The sequence below is a fragment of the Clostridium sp. MB05 genome, assembly GCF_046581255.1.
In the GTDB taxonomy this organism is placed as follows: domain Bacteria; phylum Bacillota; class Clostridia; order Clostridiales; family Clostridiaceae; genus Clostridium.
Genome location: NZ_CP174370.1, coordinates 1,856,845 through 1,874,238 on the forward strand (window position 1 = coordinate 1,856,845; position 17,394 = coordinate 1,874,238).

Annotated in this window: 15 protein-coding genes; all 15 read left to right on the top strand. The window is 30.2% G+C overall.

What is annotated here, in order from left to right:
- Positions 1-42 precede the first annotated feature (42 nt).
- The 15 genes from ACH36K_RS08675 (at position 43) to truB (ending at position 17,394) form a co-directional block, all read left to right on the top strand.
- The gene (locus ACH36K_RS08675; protein ID WP_411170531.1) at positions 43-804 is read left to right on the top strand and encodes an isoprenyl transferase; all 762 of its coding nucleotides are present in this window, start codon (positions 43-45) and stop codon (positions 802-804) included.
- A 16-nt stretch (positions 805-820) separates the two neighbouring features.
- Positions 821-1,615: a phosphatidate cytidylyltransferase gene (locus ACH36K_RS08680; RefSeq protein WP_411170532.1), complete on the top strand. Its 795-nt coding sequence runs from the start codon at positions 821-823 to the stop codon at positions 1,613-1,615.
- A gap of 342 nt (positions 1,616-1,957) precedes the next feature.
- Entirely contained in the window at positions 1,958-2,914 is a 957-nt protein-coding gene (locus ACH36K_RS08685) for an AI-2E family transporter (RefSeq protein ID WP_411170533.1), read from the top strand.
- A 22-nt stretch (positions 2,915-2,936) separates the two neighbouring features.
- Positions 2,937-4,097 (top strand): 1-deoxy-D-xylulose-5-phosphate reductoisomerase, encoded by a 1,161-nt coding sequence (dxr, locus tag ACH36K_RS08690; protein ID WP_411170534.1) that lies wholly within the window; start codon positions 2,937-2,939, stop codon positions 4,095-4,097.
- 11 nt (positions 4,098-4,108) lie between these two features.
- Entirely contained in the window at positions 4,109-5,146 is a 1,038-nt protein-coding gene (locus ACH36K_RS08695) for a M50 family metallopeptidase (RefSeq protein ID WP_411170535.1), read from the top strand.
- A 14-nt stretch (positions 5,147-5,160) separates the two neighbouring features.
- Positions 5,161-6,210 carry a flavodoxin-dependent (E)-4-hydroxy-3-methylbut-2-enyl-diphosphate synthase gene (gene ispG, locus ACH36K_RS08700; RefSeq protein ID WP_411170536.1) on the top strand — a complete coding sequence of 350 codons (1,050 nt, stop codon included), beginning with the start codon at positions 5,161-5,163 and terminating at the stop codon, positions 6,208-6,210.
- 165 nt (positions 6,211-6,375) lie between these two features.
- Positions 6,376-10,704: a PolC-type DNA polymerase III gene (locus ACH36K_RS08705; protein WP_411170537.1), complete on the top strand. Its 4,329-nt coding sequence runs from the start codon at positions 6,376-6,378 to the stop codon at positions 10,702-10,704.
- 260 nt (positions 10,705-10,964) lie between these two features.
- Positions 10,965-11,426 carry a ribosome maturation factor RimP gene (rimP, locus tag ACH36K_RS08710; protein ID WP_411170538.1) on the top strand — a complete coding sequence of 154 codons (462 nt, stop codon included), beginning with the start codon at positions 10,965-10,967 and terminating at the stop codon, positions 11,424-11,426.
- 16 nt (positions 11,427-11,442) lie between these two features.
- Complete coding sequence (gene nusA, locus ACH36K_RS08715; protein WP_411170539.1) at positions 11,443-12,522, top strand: transcription termination factor NusA; 1,080 nt, start codon at positions 11,443-11,445, stop codon at positions 12,520-12,522.
- 12 nt (positions 12,523-12,534) lie between these two features.
- The gene (gene rnpM / locus ACH36K_RS08720; protein WP_411170540.1) at positions 12,535-12,801 is read left to right on the top strand and encodes an RNase P modulator RnpM; all 267 of its coding nucleotides are present in this window, start codon (positions 12,535-12,537) and stop codon (positions 12,799-12,801) included.
- On the top strand, positions 12,794-13,108 hold the full coding sequence (locus tag ACH36K_RS08725; RefSeq protein WP_411170541.1) for a ribosomal L7Ae/L30e/S12e/Gadd45 family protein: 315 nt from the start codon (positions 12,794-12,796) through the stop codon (positions 13,106-13,108). The genes rnpM and ACH36K_RS08725 overlap by 8 nt, the downstream gene beginning before the upstream one ends.
- 15 nt (positions 13,109-13,123) lie before the next feature.
- On the top strand, positions 13,124-15,169 hold the full coding sequence (gene infB, locus ACH36K_RS08730) for a translation initiation factor IF-2 (protein WP_411170542.1): 2,046 nt from the start codon (positions 13,124-13,126) through the stop codon (positions 15,167-15,169).
- An 18-nt stretch (positions 15,170-15,187) separates the two neighbouring features.
- On the top strand, positions 15,188-15,538 hold the full coding sequence (gene rbfA, locus ACH36K_RS08735) for a 30S ribosome-binding factor RbfA (protein WP_411170543.1): 351 nt from the start codon (positions 15,188-15,190) through the stop codon (positions 15,536-15,538).
- The gene (locus ACH36K_RS08740) at positions 15,539-16,516 is read left to right on the top strand and encodes a DHH family phosphoesterase (RefSeq protein WP_411170544.1); all 978 of its coding nucleotides are present in this window, start codon (positions 15,539-15,541) and stop codon (positions 16,514-16,516) included.
- Complete coding sequence (gene truB / locus ACH36K_RS08745; RefSeq protein WP_411170545.1) at positions 16,516-17,394, top strand: tRNA pseudouridine(55) synthase TruB; 879 nt, start codon at positions 16,516-16,518, stop codon at positions 17,392-17,394. The genes ACH36K_RS08740 and truB overlap by 1 nt, the downstream gene beginning before the upstream one ends.

Sequence of the window (17,394 nt, forward strand, 5' to 3'; positions counted from 1 at the left end):
GGTTTTTTTCCTTATTAGAAGTGGTGGAGGGAACATAAAAATATGTTAGATATTTTTAAAACTAGTAAAAACAAGAGAAGTAAAGAAAAGATAGTTTTAGATAATGAAAGTATACCTAAACATATAGCTATAATCATGGATGGAAACGGGAGATGGGCTAAACAAAGAAAACTTCCAAGAACTATGGGGCATAAAGCTGGTGTAGAAACTATAAGAAGAGTTATAAAGGAATCACATGTACTAGGTATAAAATACTTAACTTTATATGCATTTTCAACTGAGAATTGGAAAAGACCTGATGATGAAGTTTCAGCATTGATGAAATTACTAGTTGAATATTTAAGAAGTGAGTTAGAAGAGTTAAATAAAAATGGTGTGGTTATTAGAGTTTTAGGAGATATTACTAAGCTACCTATTGATGCGCAAAAAGAAATTAATGAAGCAATTAGAATCACTAAAGATAATAAGGGAGTAATCTTAAATATAGCTTTTAATTATGGAGGAAGAGATGAAATAATAAGAGCTGTTAAAATGGTATCAGAAGAGGTTAAGAAGGGGAAAATAAATTTAGATGATATAACAGAAGAAGTTTTTGAAGAACATTTATATACCAATGATATACCAGATCCTGACTTGATAATAAGACCTTCAGGAGAACAAAGAATTAGTAATTTTCTATTATGGCAATGTGCTTATTCAGAATTTTGGTATTCTAATGTATGTTGGCCAGACTTTAAAGAAGAGCACTTACATAAAGCCATATATGACTATCAACATAGAGATAGAAGATATGGCGGAGTATAGTAGTTGAGGTGGAGAAATGAAGTTGAATAGTAGATACTTAGGGGCGGCAATGATAGCACCATTTATACTGTTTATTTTACTAGGTGGAATTTGGCTTAAGGCTTTTACAATAGTACTTTCAGTAGGTGGGTTATATGAATTTTATAAGGCTTTAAAGGAAAAGAAATTTAATCCTATTCCTATAATTGGTTATGCACTTTTAGCAGTTTTTTATTTAAGAGAAAATAACTTTGAAGAAATTATGTATATTATAGTGTTAGCAACAATAATCTTATTAATACTGCCTGTTGTAAATTTAAAATACACATTTATAGATGTTTCAATAACTTTATTAGGATTTTTATATGTAGGGATATTATTTAGTTTTATACCTATGGTTAACAGTAAGGTTGGAGGACAATACTTGGTATGGTTAATTTTCCTAGGATCTGTGCTTGCTGATACTACAGCTTATTATGTGGGAAAATACTTAGGAAAAAGAAAGTTGTGCCCCGAAGTTAGTCCGAAGAAAACAATAGCAGGATCAGTAGGTGGATTTTTAGGAAGTACAATTGGATGTGGAATATTTGGTTTAATAATTGGAGCTAATGTACAGCAAGTTTCAATTATTCATTTCTTTTTAATAGGGGCTTTATGTGGAATAATGGGACAATTCGGAGATTTAGTGGCATCATCAGTAAAAAGATATGTTGGAATTAAAGACTATAGCAATCTAATTCCTGGACATGGCGGAATATTAGATAGATGCGATTCTATATTATTTAATGCGGCAGTAGTTTTTTATTATCTAACTTTTATAGTAGGAATATAATTATAAAGTAATAGATTAAGGTAGAGATGGATTAATTCTCTACCTTTTTTAATTTTTAAGGAAAGTATAAAATTTTTCAAAATGTAAGTATATAAGACTTCTAGCAATTGGATTTTGAAAAATAGATTTATTTTATACTTTCCTAGCTTCAGTTTGAAAGTGGACATATGTAAGTTTGCGTTGACTTGGAGTTCGGCGACGGAATAAGTAAATTTATATATATATCTACTTTTTTAGTTGGAAAAATAAAATTATTTTATATTATACTAAATTAAGGGTGAAAGGTATGTATTAGTAAAAAGCTTAATATAATCATAGTATGAAATAACAAGGAGTAATGCTATGGAATTATATAAAACTTATAGTAAAATAATAAATTTAGTTAGTGCGTTTATTATTGTAGTGTTAATAACTATATTAATAAAAAATTACTTTCAGCCTTTTTGTATAGTAATAATGATGATTTTAATAACACAACCTTTATATAAATTCTTTATAAAAGGAAATATACCTAAAGTAATATCTGCAATATTAAGCTTAATTATAGTAAATATATCCATATTTATAGTGATATTTTATTTTGGAAATGCCATATTAGGATTCTTTCAAAAGCTTTATAGAAATAATATGGTAGAAGTAGATACTTTTATTAATAATATCAAGATACTATTAAATTTTGATTTAAATAAGATGATTCAAACTATAAGTGGAGTCTTTAATGGCAATATGATAATGCAGGGCGCTATAATTACAGGAGATGGGTTAGTATCATATTTCTTAGCAAATATAATAGATTATTTTATACTAGTAGATAAAAATAAAATTTATAATTTATTAAAAAATTTATTTCCTAAAGAAATAATAGCTAGTTTTTCACAAAAAATTAAAAATTTAAAAGAGGTTTTTAAGATAGAAGTTAAATTGATATTATTAAGTGCAGTTATAATAACATTAGGATTTAAGGTGCTTGGAATACATAATAGTATTTTTTTAGGAAGTGTATGTGCAGTTTTAGACATACTTCCTTTTATTGGTACAACAATTGTTTTTATACCAATTATAATATACAATATTATAATGAAGAAGTACTTATTAGTATTTGGATTAATTTCACTATATTTATTAGAAAGATTCACTAGAGAAATTTTAGAAGCAAAGTTTTTGAGTAGTAAATTAGAAATTCATCCATTAATGGTAATAGTATCAATTTATATAGGGGTAAAAATGTTTGGATTTATTGGTATTATTTCAGGTCCAATTTATAGTATAATTGCAAAAGATATGATTTACAGTAGTTAAATACTGAAGCTAGGAGGTAAAAATGAAAAACATTTCAATTTTAGGGGCTACAGGCTCAATAGGTACTCAAACTTTAGAGGTAATAAGAAGTTCAAATAATGAAATAAGGCTTATAGGCGTAACAGCTAATTCATCTGTAGAAAAGATTAAAGAAATAATAAATGAATTTAATCCTAAATACGTAGCTATGATGGATGAAGAAAGCGTTAAGTCAATTAAGACCCATTGTCTAGAAAACAATTTAAACATAGAAGTATTTTCAGGAATAGAAGGTCTTGAAAAAATTGCATCTTTAGAAGAAATAGATATGGTTGTAACTTCAGTTGTAGGAATGATAGGATTAAGACCAACTATAAAGGCGATAGAAGCAAAAAAAGACATAGCTTTAGCAAATAAAGAAACATTAGTTGTTGCTGGTGAGCTAGTTATGAAAAAAGCAAAGGAAATGGGAGTGGAAATTTTACCAGTTGATTCAGAACATAGCGCTATATTCCAATCGTTAAATGGGTATAATGAAGAAGATGTAAGTAAAATTATATTAACAGCATCAGGTGGACCTTTTAGAGGAAAAAATATAGAAGAGCTAAAGAATGTCACTGTTAAAGATGCTCTTAAGCACCCTAAATGGAATATGGGACAAAAAATATCTATAGATTCAGCAACTCTTATGAATAAAGGACTTGAAGTTATAGAAGCTCATTTTTTATTTAACTGTCCGTATGAAAATATAGAAGTAGTTGTTCATCCACAAAGTATAATTCATTCAATGGTTGAATATAATGATGCGAGTGTTATAGCTCAGCTGGGTTCAACAGATATGAAACTTCCAATTCAATATGCTTTAAATAAAAAAGAAAGAAAACATGCTATAGCAAAAAGACTTAATTTTTATGAAATTGGAACATTAACTTTTGAAAAGCCTGACATAGATACCTTTAAATGTTTAAAACTTGCTTATAGAGTTGGAAAAGAGGGTGGGTTAGCACCTTGTATATTAAATGGAGCTAACGAAGAAGCTGTAGCTTTACTATTAGAAGAAAAAATTAAGTTTTTACAAATAGCAGAAATAATCGAGGAGGTTTTAGAGTACTTCAAGGAAGAAAAATCTAAAGAAGTAACTTTAGAGAATGTAATTGAGTTAGATAATAAAGTTAGAGAATATATAAAGGCTAGGTGGAGTTAGGAGGAAATATATTGTATATAATTTATGCGTTATTAGGGTTTAGTTTACTTATAATAGTCCATGAACTTGGTCATTTCATAATGGCTAAGGTGAATGGTATAAAAGTTGAAGAATTTGCTATTGGAATGGGTCCTAAAATATTTTCTACTCAAGGAAAAGAAACTAAATATTCGATAGGTTTGTTTCCTATAGGAGGATATGTTAAAATGATGGGGGAGGAAGAAGAGGTTCAAGATGAAAGAAGCTTTTCTTCAAAGTCACCTCTTAGAAGAATAAGTGTAATTATAGCAGGAGCAGTTATGAACTTTTTATTTGCTATAATTATATTTACAATTTTCTTAAATAAATTTGGATATAGATTGCCACAAGTAAAAACAGTAACTGAAAATTCACCTGCCTTAGAAGCAGGGCTTGAAGTGGGAGATAAATTTTTAAAGGTTGATGGAAGTAGGGTTTTTTCTGCTGATGATTTATTTGTAGGAATAAATATGGCTAAAGATAAACCTATAAACTTTTTAATAGAAAGAAATGGGGAAAAACAGGAGATAATAATTACTCCTAGACTTGTAAAGGAAAATGAAGAGGAAAATGAAAATAAAAGGGAAAGATATGAAATAGGTTTTGGCTTTGAAACTGTAGAAAATCCAGGGATTATGCAAAGTTTTAAACAAAGTTTTAAAGAAACATTATCAGCAATTAATCAGACCTATAAGGGTATTAAAATGATGATTACTGGAAAGGTAAACTTTAAAACAGATGTAGGAGGGCCTGTATCTATAATTAGAATGTCAAGCCAAGCTGCAAAAAACGGAATATGGAATCTTATGTATTTTGTAGCATTCATAAGTATAAACTTAGCAGTGTTTAATATGTTACCATTTCCAGCATTAGATGGTGGTTGGACGGTAATATTATTAATTGAGCTAATTACAAGAAGAAAAGTTCCAGATAAATTGGTAGGGGCAGTAAATTATGTTGGATTAATGTTACTTTTTGGACTTATGATACTAGTTACGATAAAAGACATATTATTCCCAATACAATTTTAGGAGAGGGAAGAAAAATGGAAAGAAAACAAACAAGAAAAGTAAAGGTTGGAAGTTGTTATTTAGGAGGAGATGCTCCAGTTTCAATCCAATCAATGACCAATACAGATACAAGAGATGTTGAAGCAACATTAAATCAAATAAATACTTTATATAAAGCGGGATGTGACATAATTAGATGTGCAGTTCCTGATATGAAAGCAGCAGAAGCTTTAAAGGGAATATGTGCTGCATCTCCAATACCTGTAGTTGCAGATATACATTTTGATTATAAATTAGCTTTAGCAGCTGTTGAAAACGGGGTTTCAGCTCTAAGAATTAATCCAGGTAATATAGGAAGCACTGAGAAAGTAAAAATAGTTGCAGAAGCAGCAAAAAGTAAAAATATTCCTATTAGGATAGGTGTAAATTCAGGTTCTTTAGAAAAAGATATTTTGGAAAGAGATGGAAAACCTACTGCTATGGGATTAGTTGAATCAGCTTTAAGACATGTAAAAATATTAGAAGAATTAGATTTTTATGATATAGTAGTATCAATAAAATCTTCTGATGTAGTTATGATGATAGAAGCTTATAGACTTATGAGTGAATCTTGCAATTATCCTCTACATTTAGGAGTTACAGAATCAGGTACTCCTTTTAGGGGAACTATAAAGTCAAGTATAGGACTTGGAACTCTTCTAGCAGAAGGAATAGGGGACACTGTAAGGGTATCATTAACAAGCGATCCAATTGAAGAAATAAAGGTAGCAAAAGAAATATTAAAGGCTTTAAAATTAAAGGAAAGTGGATTACAATTTATTTCTTGTCCAACTTGTGGAAGAACTCAAATAAACCTTATAAAGATAGCACAAGAAGTTGAGAAAAAGCTAGAGAGTATAAATAAGAATATAAAGGTTGCAGTAATGGGATGTGCTGTTAATGGACCAGGAGAAGCAAGAGAAGCTGATATTGGAATTGCTGGTGGAAGAGGCGAAGGCTTAATCTTCAAAAAAGGCATAATTATTAAAAAAGTAAAAGAAGAAGATTTAATAGATGAATTAATGAAAGAAATAGAAAATATGTAATTAAAAATAATTGACAATGAATAATGATTAATTAAGTTTAGAAAATCTAGCCTGAATTGATTATTTGACATTGTCAATTCTTTCGTTAAATTAGGACTATGTAAATAAACTTCCATTAAAATATTAGAGGATGCCTTAATAGTCAATTATAAAGGTGGTGTTTATTTGGGCGAAGATGCTTTAAAACTTATAAAAAGAGAAATAAATAAAAATGAATCATTAGAAGATAAAGAAATAAATATAGTAAAGTTTCAATTTTTAAGGAAAAGCAATCTTCTTAAAGTGGTCTTGCGAGGAAAATATGGATTAAATAACCAAGAAGAAGATGATGTGAAAAGAGCTATAAAAAAGACTTTAGGAATTGAAATAGATATAAAAGTGTTATTTTACAGAGATATATCCACCTTAACACTTGAAGAGATATTAGAAAAGCATTGGCTTGAAGTTATAGAAGATATTATGAAAAGAGTTCCTTTATCTAAGTCTGTTTTAATAAAAGGAGTTAAGACAATAAAGGAAAACACTATAACTATAAAAAGTGGATATGAGAAAATAAATGAACACTTAAATGTTAAAGATATCCATAAGCAAATTTCACTTAATATAGAAAATATATTTGGTATAAAAGCTAAGGTGATTTTAGAGTATGATTCTGATTTAGAAATAGAGAGTAATTATAGTCAGAAGCTTGAACAGGAAAAAGAAGTTTTAAAAGAAATTTTTAGTGGAAGAAATATTTCAATTGAAGATTTAAATAAACCGAAAGAGGAAAAGATAGCTAATAAACCTAAGAAAACTTATGAAAAGAGGGAATTTAAAAGAGAGCCTAAAAGTGAAAATAGTATCTTAGGAAGAGGCATAAGTCAAGAAGCTATTCCAATTAAAGATATAGATGAAACCTCAGGAATAGTTGCTGTAATTGGTGAAGTATTTAAAACAGATATAGTAGAAACGAAAACTGGAAAAATTATATTAACATTTTTTATAACAGATTATACAAGCTCTATAACTGTGAAGTGTTTTCTAAAGCCTCAAGAAACAGAAGAAGTTTTAGAGAAGGTAAAAAAAGGTCTTTACTGTAAAGTAAGAGGAGAGGCTATTTATGACACCTATGCAAGAGAAGTAGTAATAATGGGTAGAGATATCTTAAAGATGAGTAAAATAGAAAGAATGGATGGAGCTGAAGAAAAAAGAGTTGAGCTTCATTGCCATACGACTATGAGTGCTATGGATGGCGTTGTATCAGCAAGTAAAATAATAGAAAGAGCAGCAAAGTGGGGCCATAAAGCAATTGCAATTACAGACCATGGAGTAGTGCAAGCTTTTCCAGATGCACAAATGGCAGCAAAGAAAAATAAAATCAAGGTTTTATATGGAGTAGAAGGATACTTAGTAAATGATGGAATACCTATAGCTTTAAATGAAAATGGCCAAGATTTCAATGATACTTATGTAGTATTTGATATAGAAACTACAGGTTTTTCAGCTAAAAATGATAAGATTATAGAAATAGGTGCTGTAAAAATAAAAGGAAGAGAAGTAATAGATACCTTTAGTGAGTTTATATACCCAAAATGCAGAATTCCATATAAGATAACAGAACTTACAGGAATAACGGATGAAATGGTTAAGGATGCAGATTCTATAGAAGTAGTTCTTCCAAAGTTTATGGAATTTATAAAAGATTCAGTAGTAGTTGCTCATAATTCTGCTTTTGATACAGGATTTATAAAGAAAAATTGTACTGACTTAGGTTTAGAATTTAATTCTACTATAGTAGATACGGTACCCCTTGCAAGGTTTTTATATCCGGAATTAAAAAGAGTTAAATTAAATTTAGTAGCTAAACATCTAGGTGTGTCTCTTGAAAACCACCATAGAGCAGTAGATGATGCAAAGGCTACTGCAGAAATCTTCTTAATATCTATTAAAAAAATGATAGAAGAATTAAATATGAATAGTTTGCATGATTTAAATAAAGAATTCCTTGAAAAGATGGATATTAAAAAAGAAAAAGCTCATCATGTAATAATATTTGCTAAAACTCAAGTTGGAATGAAAAACTTATATAAGCTTGTATCAGAAGCTCATATAGATAATTTCCAAAAGCATCCTAGAACAAGAAAAAGTAAACTTATGGAGATGAGAGATGGACTTCTTATAGGGTCAGCTTGTGAAGCTGGTGAAGTGTATAGAGCTGTCTTAGATGGTAAGAGTGATGAAGAATTAAAAGATATTATGAATTTTTATGATTATTTAGAAATTCAGCCTATAACAAATAATGAATTCCTTATAAATAAAGGGAATGTAAAAGATGAAGATGAACTTAGAGCTTTAAATATGAAAATATATAATTTAGGTAGAGAACTAAACAAACCTGTCGTAGCAACAGGAGATGTCCATTTTTTAGACCCTCAAGATGAAGTTTTTAGAAGAATAATAATGGCAGGTCAAGGATTTTCTGATTCTAGTAATCAGCCTCCGCTATATTTAAAAACCACAGAAGAAATGTTAAAGGAATTTTCATATTTAGGAGGAGAAGCTTCAAGGGAAGTAGTAATAACCAATCCTGGAGAAATTGCAGATTCTATAGAAGTATTAAAACCTATACCTGATGAAACATATCCACCAAAAATAGAAGGTGCAGATGAAGAAATAAGAGAAATGACTATGAAGAAGGTTCATTCTATCTATGGGAATCCTCTTCCAGAAGTAGTTCAAAAAAGGTTAGATAAGGAGCTAAACTCTATAATAAATAATGGATATGCTGTACTTTATTTAATTGCACAAAAACTAGTTGCTAAATCTCTAGAAGATGGATACTTGGTTGGATCAAGAGGATCTGTTGGATCATCATTTGTTGCAACAATGTCAAACATTACAGAAGTTAATGGGTTACCTCCTCACTATGTTTGTCCAAATTGCAAAAAATCGGAATTCTTCTTAGATGGATCAGTAAGCTCAGGAGCAGATTTAGAAGATAAGGATTGCCCAAAGTGTGGAACTACATATATAAAAGAGGGGCATGATATACCATTTGAAACCTTCCTAGGTTTTGAAGGTGATAAAGAACCTGATATAGATCTTAATTTTTCAGGGGATAACCAAGGAGAAATTCATAAGTACACCGAAGTTCTTTTTGGTAAAGGATATGTATTTAAAGCAGGAACAATAGGCACTGTTGCTGAAAAAACAGCTTATGGATATGTTAGAAAGTATTTAGATGAAAGAGGATTAAGAGCTTCCATGGCTGAAATAGAAAGATTGACTATTGGATGTACAGGAATAAAAAGAACTACAGGGCAGCATCCAGGTGGTATTATGGTTGTTCCGAGTGATAATGAAATTTACAATTTCACGCCAATACAAAGACCAGCAGACGATCCAACTTCAGATGTAACAACTACACATTTTGATTATCACTCTATTTCAGGTAGATTGCTTAAGCTTGATATACTTGGGCACGACGATCCTACTATGATTAGAATGCTTCAAGATTTAACAGGAGTAGATCCTAAAACTATACCATTAAATGATAAAAAGGTTATATCCTTATTTACATCTCCGGAAGCTCTTGGTGTAACAAAGGAGGAACTTGAATGTGAAGTTGGAAGTTATGGTTTACCTGAGTTTGGTACAAAATTCGTTAGAGGAATGCTTGTAGACACTCAGCCAAAAAGTTTTGCAGATTTAGTTAGAATATCTGGACTTTCACATGGTACAGATGTTTGGCTTAATAATGCACAGTATTTTATAAAAGAAGGATACACTACATTAAAAGATTGTATTTCTACAAGAGATGATATAATGGTTTATTTAATGTATGCTGGGGTACCACCTAAAATGGCTTTTACAATAATGGAAAGTGTAAGAAAAGGTAAGGGACTAACAGAGGATTTTGAAAAGACAATGAGGGAAAATAATGTGCCTGATTGGTATATAGAATCATGTAAAAGAATAAAATACATGTTTCCTAAAGGTCATGCAGTTGCTTACGTTATGATGGCTGTAAGAATTGCCTATTTTAAAGTTTATTATCCAGAAGCTTACTACGCAACATATTTTACTGTAAGAGCAGATGACTTTGATGCTGATCTTATTTGTAAGGGACCTGGAGCAATAAAAGCTAAGTTAGATGAGCTTTATGAATTAGGGAATAAAATAACAGCGAAAGATAAAGGTTTAATTACAGTTTTAGAACTATCTTATGAGCTTTATGCAAGAAAACTTAATTTCTTAAAAGTAGATATATATATATCAGAAGCAACTAAATTCACAATAGAAAAAGAGGGAATAAGGCCTCCAATTAGAGCTCTTGAAGGGGTTGGAGAAAATGCTGCAAAAAGTATAGTAGAAGCTAGGAAGCAAGGAGAATTTATATCAAAGGAAGACTTAAGAATAAGAGCTAAAGTTTCAAAGACTGTTATAGAGACTTTAAGTAATCATGGATGTCTTGAAGGAATGTCAGAAACAAATCAGTTATCATTATTCTAATTTTTAGTATAAAAGTCTTATAAATAGGGCAACTAATAAATACATGGTGCTGAATAATTTATCCAACTACCCCTTGTATTAATTAGGAAATTATGATAGGATAATAAAAGAAGTAATTTACTAATAGCTAGAAGTTAGGAGTGGGAATGATAAATGCCCGCTCTTTCTATTTAATTGCAACTACAAATAGTTGCTTTTTTTATAGATTAGCTAGTAAATATTTAAAGTCTTAAAACTGAATATAGAAAAGGAGGGTTAATATGAAGGTTGATGCATTATTAGAAACAATTAATCAATTAGTAAAACCTGTAGCAGAAGAATTAGATTATGAGATTTATCACATTGAATATGTAAAAGAAAATGGAGAATATTATTTAAGAATATATATTGATAAAGACGGTGGTGGAATTACTTTATCAGATTGTGAAGCTCTATCAAGAAGAGTCAGTGATATTATGGATGAAAATGATCCAATCCCTGTAGCTTATTTCTTGGAAGTATCATCACCTGGTTTAAATAGAGGATTATTTACAGATGATCATTTTAAGAGACAAATAGGAAAAGAAGTAATGCTAAGATTCACGAAATCATTAAATGGAATAAAAAATATAAAAGGTATATTAAAGGAAGTAAATGATGAATCAGTAACAGTTGAATCTGATGAATTAGTTACAATTCCAAAAGATAAAATAAAATCAGCCAATTTAGAAGGGGAAATATAACAAGGAGGATATTAAAATGAACCAAGAGTTTATAGGTGCTCTTAAAGAAATTGTTAAAGATAAGGGGATTAGCGAAGATTTAATTTTTACTACGATAGAGGATGCTTTAGTTGCAGCTTATAAAAAGAACTATGCTAGTCCAACTACTTCAGCACAAAATGTAAAAGTAAGCATAAATAGAGAAACAGGGGAAATTCATGTGTACGCTCAAAAAGTAGTAGTTGAAGACGTATATGATGATGTAACTGAAATAAGTTTAGAAGAAGCTAAGGAAGTTAGCCCAAGATATGATCTTGATGATATAGTTGATTTAGAAGTTACACCAAAGAATTTTGGAAGAGTCGCAGCACAACTTGCTAAGGGTGTGGTAACTCAAAGAATAAGAGAAGCTGAAAGAAACATAGTATATTCTGAATATAAAGAACTAGAATATGATATAATTACTGGAACTGTTTTAAGAAAAGACAAAGGTAATACTTTTGTAAACCTTGGAAGAATAGAAGGTTCTATTGGACCAAACGAACAAATTCCAGGAGAAGAATATAAATTCAACGAAAGAATAAAACTATATGTAGTAGAAGTAAAAAATGGATCAAAAGGAGCACAAATCTTAGTTTCAAGAACTCATCCAGGATTAGTAAAGAGACTTTTTGAGTTAGAAGTACCTGAAATATATGAAGGTGTTGTTGAAATAAAGAGCATATCAAGAGAGGCTGGTTCAAGAAGCAAAATTGCAGTTTACTCAAATGATGAAAATGTAGATCCAATGGGTGCTTGTGTTGGACCAAAAGGAACTAGAGTTCAAAATATAGTAAATGAACTTAAAGGTGAAAAAATAGATATAATTAAGTGGAGTAAAAACCCAGAAGAGTTTATAGCAGCTTCATTAAGCCCTGCAAAAGTTTTAGAAGTTGTGGCTGATGAAGAATCAAAGTCAGCAAAAGTAGTTGTAGATGATAACCAATTATCACTTGCTATAGGAAAAGAAGGTCAAAATGTTAGACTTGCAGCAAAATTAACTAACTGGAAGATAGATATAAAGAGTAAATCTCAAGCAGAAGCGTTAAAAGCAGAAAAATCAGAAGTATTAGAATAAGGGAGGATTTTTATGAAAGTAAAGAAAGTTCCTTTAAGAATGTGTACTGGATGTATGGAGATGAAACCTAAAAAAGAGCTTATAAGAGTTGTGAAAAGTCCAGAAGGTGAAGTTTCAGTTGATTTGACTGGAAAAAAATCAGGTAGAGGTGCATATATTTGCAAAGATATAGAATGCTTAGAGAAAGCTTTTAAAGCAAAGAGGCTTTCAAGAAATTTGGATATAGCAATAGATGAAGTTATATATAATAGATTAAGGGAAGAAATTAAGCATGAATAAATTTTTTAATTTTCTAGGTTTAGCTAAAAGATCAGGAAATTTAGTTGAAGGGTATAGTAAGTGCGATGAACAACGAAATAGAAAAGCTATTTTTTTATTCATAATCTCCAATGATGCTTCAATTAGTACAAAAAAGAAATTTAAAAATCATTGTGTATTGAAGAATATACAATTTATAGAAGACTTTTCTAAGGAAGAATTAGGTGCTTCTATTGGAAGAGAAGAAGTGAAAATATTAGCTGTAACAGATGAAAATATGGCTAAAAAGCTTTATACCCTTTACGAAGGGGAAAAAGTTAAAATTTAACCGGGGGTGATTTTATTGTCAAAAATCAGAGTATATGAATTGGCAAAAGAACTGCAAATAAGCTCAAAGGAGCTTATAGAATTATTAATGAATGAATTTAGCGTAGATGTTAAAAATCATATGAGTGTTATAGAGGATGAAGATGCAGAATTAATTAAAGAATTAATCGGAGAAAATGGATCTTCAGAAGATAAGACTATAGTTGATGAATACGAAGAAATATTGGCTGAAGAAGTTAATAATCAAGCTAAAAAGAGAAAGAAAAAGAAAGTAGAAGAAGTTGATTCAATTGGAGAAGGCGGATCAGGAGTTGTTGAAATCGGAGAAACAATAACTGTAAAAGAACTTTCAGAGAAACTTGGTAAACCAACTACTGATGTTATAAGAACACTTATTTTTACAGGTGTTATGGCTGCAATAAACCAAGAGATAGATTTTGAAACTGCTGAAAAAGTATGTGAAAAATACGAATGTTTAGTTGTTAAAAAAGAAGAAAAAGAAGAGTTAGAAATAGTTGAAGAAGAAGAAGAAGTGGTTGAAGAAAATTTAGTGAAGAGACCACCGATAGTTACAGTTATGGGACACGTTGACCATGGTAAGACTTCATTATTAGATGCTATTAGAAAAGCAAATGTTACATCTAATGAAGCAGGTGGTATAACTCAACATATAGGAGCTTATACTGTTAACTTAAATGGAGAAAGGCTAACATTCTTGGATACTCCAGGACATGAAGCTTTTACAGCAATGAGAGCTAGAGGAGCTCAAATTACAGATGTAGTTATATTAGTTGTTGCAGCTGATGATGGAATAATGCCTCAAACAAAAGAAGCTATAAATCACTGTAAAGCAGCTGGAGTTCCTATGATAGTTGCTATAAACAAGATAGATAGACCAGGAGCTAATATAGATAGAGTTAAACAAGAATTAACAGAATATGAATTAGTAGCTGAGGACTGGGGTGGAGACACTATTTGTGTTCCTGTATCAGCAAAAACAGGTGATAACTTAGAACAGTTATTAGAAATGGTTCTATTAACTGCTGAAATGGCAGAATTTAAAGCTGATCCAAAGAGAAAGGCTAAGGGAACTGTTATAGAAGCTCAGCTTGATAAGGGTAGAGGACCAGTTGCAACACTTCTTGTTCAAAATGGTACATTACATGTAGGAGACTCAATATTAGTTGGTTCTACATATGGTAGAATTAGAGCTATGTTTGATGATAAAGGAAAGAGTATTAAATCAGCTGGACCTTCTATACCAGTGGAAATACTAGGACTTTCAGAAGTACCAGCAGCAGGAGATAGATTTACTGTTGTTAAAGATGAAAAGACAGCTAGAAATATGGCTGAAATTAGAAAGCAAAAAATTAAGGATGAAAGCTTCCATTCAGCTAATAGAGTTTCTCTTGAAGATTTATATAATCAAATTCAAGAAGGAACTGTTAAAGAGCTTGGAATAATAGTTAAGGCTGACGTACAAGGTTCAGTTCAAGCTATAAAACAATCTTTAGAAAAGCTTTCAACAGAAGATGTAAAGGTAAGAGTAATTCACGGTGGTGTTGGAGCTATAACAGAAACAGATGTTACACTAGCAACAGCATCAAATGCATTACTTATAGGATTTAACGTAAGACCAGATTCAAATGCAACAGTGATAGCGGATAGAGATGGTGTTGAAATTAAAACATATAGAATAATATATGATGCAATAGAAGATGTTAAATCAGCAATGATAGGAATGCTTGATCCAGAATACAAAGAAGTTGTAAATGGTAAAGCAGAAGTAAGAGTAGTTTATAAAATTTCTAATGTAGGAACAATTGCAGGATGTTACGTTACAGATGGTAAGATGTTAAGAAACTCAGAAGTAAGAGTAATAAGGGATGGAATAGTAATATTTGAATCTACTTTAGCTTCACTTAAGAGATTCAAAGACGATGCTAAGGAAGTAAACACAGGATATGAATGTGGTTTAAGCGTAGAAAAATTCAATGATCTTAAAGAAGGTGACGTAATAGAGTCATTTAGTATGCAAGCAATTGAAAGAAAACAGCTTTAAATAAAGAGGTGATTTTAAATGGCTAATTACAGAGGCGGAAGAATAAACGAAGAAGTTAAAAGAGAAATAAGCGTTATAATAAGAGATGAAATCAAGGATCCTAGAATGACGGCTATGGTTTCAATTACAGCAGTTAAAGTAACAAAGGATTTAAGATATGCAAAGGTATTTGTAAGTATATTTGGAAATAATGAAGAAGAAAAGAATGAAACCTTTGCAGCATTAAAAAGTGCAAGCGGATATATAAGAAAAGAAATAGGTCAAAGAATAAATTTGAGAAATACTCCTCAAATTCTATTTGAACTTGATGACTCTATAAGCTATAGTATGAAGATAGAAGAGCTTATAGAAAAGGCTAGAGAAAAATAGATGGCTACTTTACAAGAAGTAAGTAAAGCAATTTTAAATAGTAAAAAAATAGGCATTACCTACCATGTATCACCAGATGGTGATGCGGTAGGTAGTGCACTTGCACTATTAAATGGACTTAGAAGTATAAAAAAGGACGCTTATTTAATTTCAAAGGATATAATATCAGAAAATCTTCAATTTCTTTCTGCTGCAAATGAAGCTACAGGAAATTTAACATCTCCAACTGAAGACACTCCTATAGTTATAGTTCTAGATTGTGGAAATTACGAAAGAATATCTGCAAACTTAGATAATTTTAAAGGAAGTATATTAAATGTGGATCACCATATTTCAAATGATAAGTATGGAGATTTAAATTATGTAGATACAGAGGCAGCAGCAACAGCAGAAATAGTATTTGAATTATTAGAAATATTAGGTTTAAATTTTAATGAGGAAAAGGATGACATAAGGGAAATAGGAACATGCCTTTACACATCATTAGTTACGGATACAGGTGCTTTTAGACATTCAAATGTAACCTTTAGAACTCATACTATTGCAGCAAGATTAAAAAACATAGGTGTAAATAATACAAACATACATCAAAATCTTTTTGATAATAAAAGTTTTGAGAAGATTAGATTAATAGGTAAAGCTCTAAATAATATGGAATTATTGTTTGATAGAAGAGTGGCTCTTATTAAAATTCCTATTTCTTATGGGGAAGAGTTAGGAGTAGAAATAGGAGATACATCAGATATAATTTCTTTTGGATTACAAATAAAAGGTGTTGAAGTTGCCGTATTAATTAAAGAAGTAGAAAATGGTTCTAAAGCAAGTTTAAGATCAAAGAATAATTTTGATGTTAGAAATATTGCAGAAAAATTAGGTGGCGGAGGCCATGTAAAAGCAGCAGGGATAACTCTAAAGGGGATAAAATTAGAAGAGGCTAAGGATAAAATTCTAGAAGAAATAGAGAAAGAGTTGTTGTAATGGACGGTGTAATTAATATTTTTAAGAATACTGGTATGACTTCTTTTGATGTAGTTAGAATTGTAAAAAAAGCTGCATCTACTGGTAAAGTAGGACATACTGGAACATTAGATCCAGAAGCATGTGGAGTTTTACCGGTATGTATAGGAAAAGGAACTAAAATTATAGATTATATAATGAATTCAGATAAAGTATATGAAGTAGAATTTAAGCTTGGTATAAAAACTACTACATATGATTTAGAGGGAGATATAATAGATGAAAAAGATCCTTCTAATATAGAAGAGGAAGAAATATTAAAGTCTATTTATTTATTTAAAGGTGAATATTCTCAAATACCGCCTATGTATTCTGCTATAAAGCAAAATGGGGTAAGACTTTATGAACTAGCAAGAAAAGGCATAGAAGTAGAAAGAGAAGGTAGACTTGTTAAAATATATGAAATAGAAGATATTAAAATAAATAATCCCTATATTAGAATGAAGGTAACATGTTCTAAAGGGACCTACATAAGGAGTCTTTGTTATGATATAGGTGAGGCTTTGGGAGTTGGAGCTACAATGACAAAGCTAAAAAGAAGAAAGACATCCAAATTTACTGAAGAAGAATCCATTAATATAGATAATATAAATTCAGAGAATATAGAGAATTATATTATAAGTATAGAAGATGCATTAGATACCTATAATAAATTAATAGTTTTAAATAGATTTTCAAAGCTTTTAATTAATGGCGTTAAAGTTTTTGATAAGAGATTTACTAAAGATAATGTTGAATTAGGAAAACTATATAGAGTTTATGATGAAAGTGGAAATTTTATTGGACTTGGAAAAAGCGATCATCAGGGCTTTAAAATAGAAAAATTATTAATTAATTAG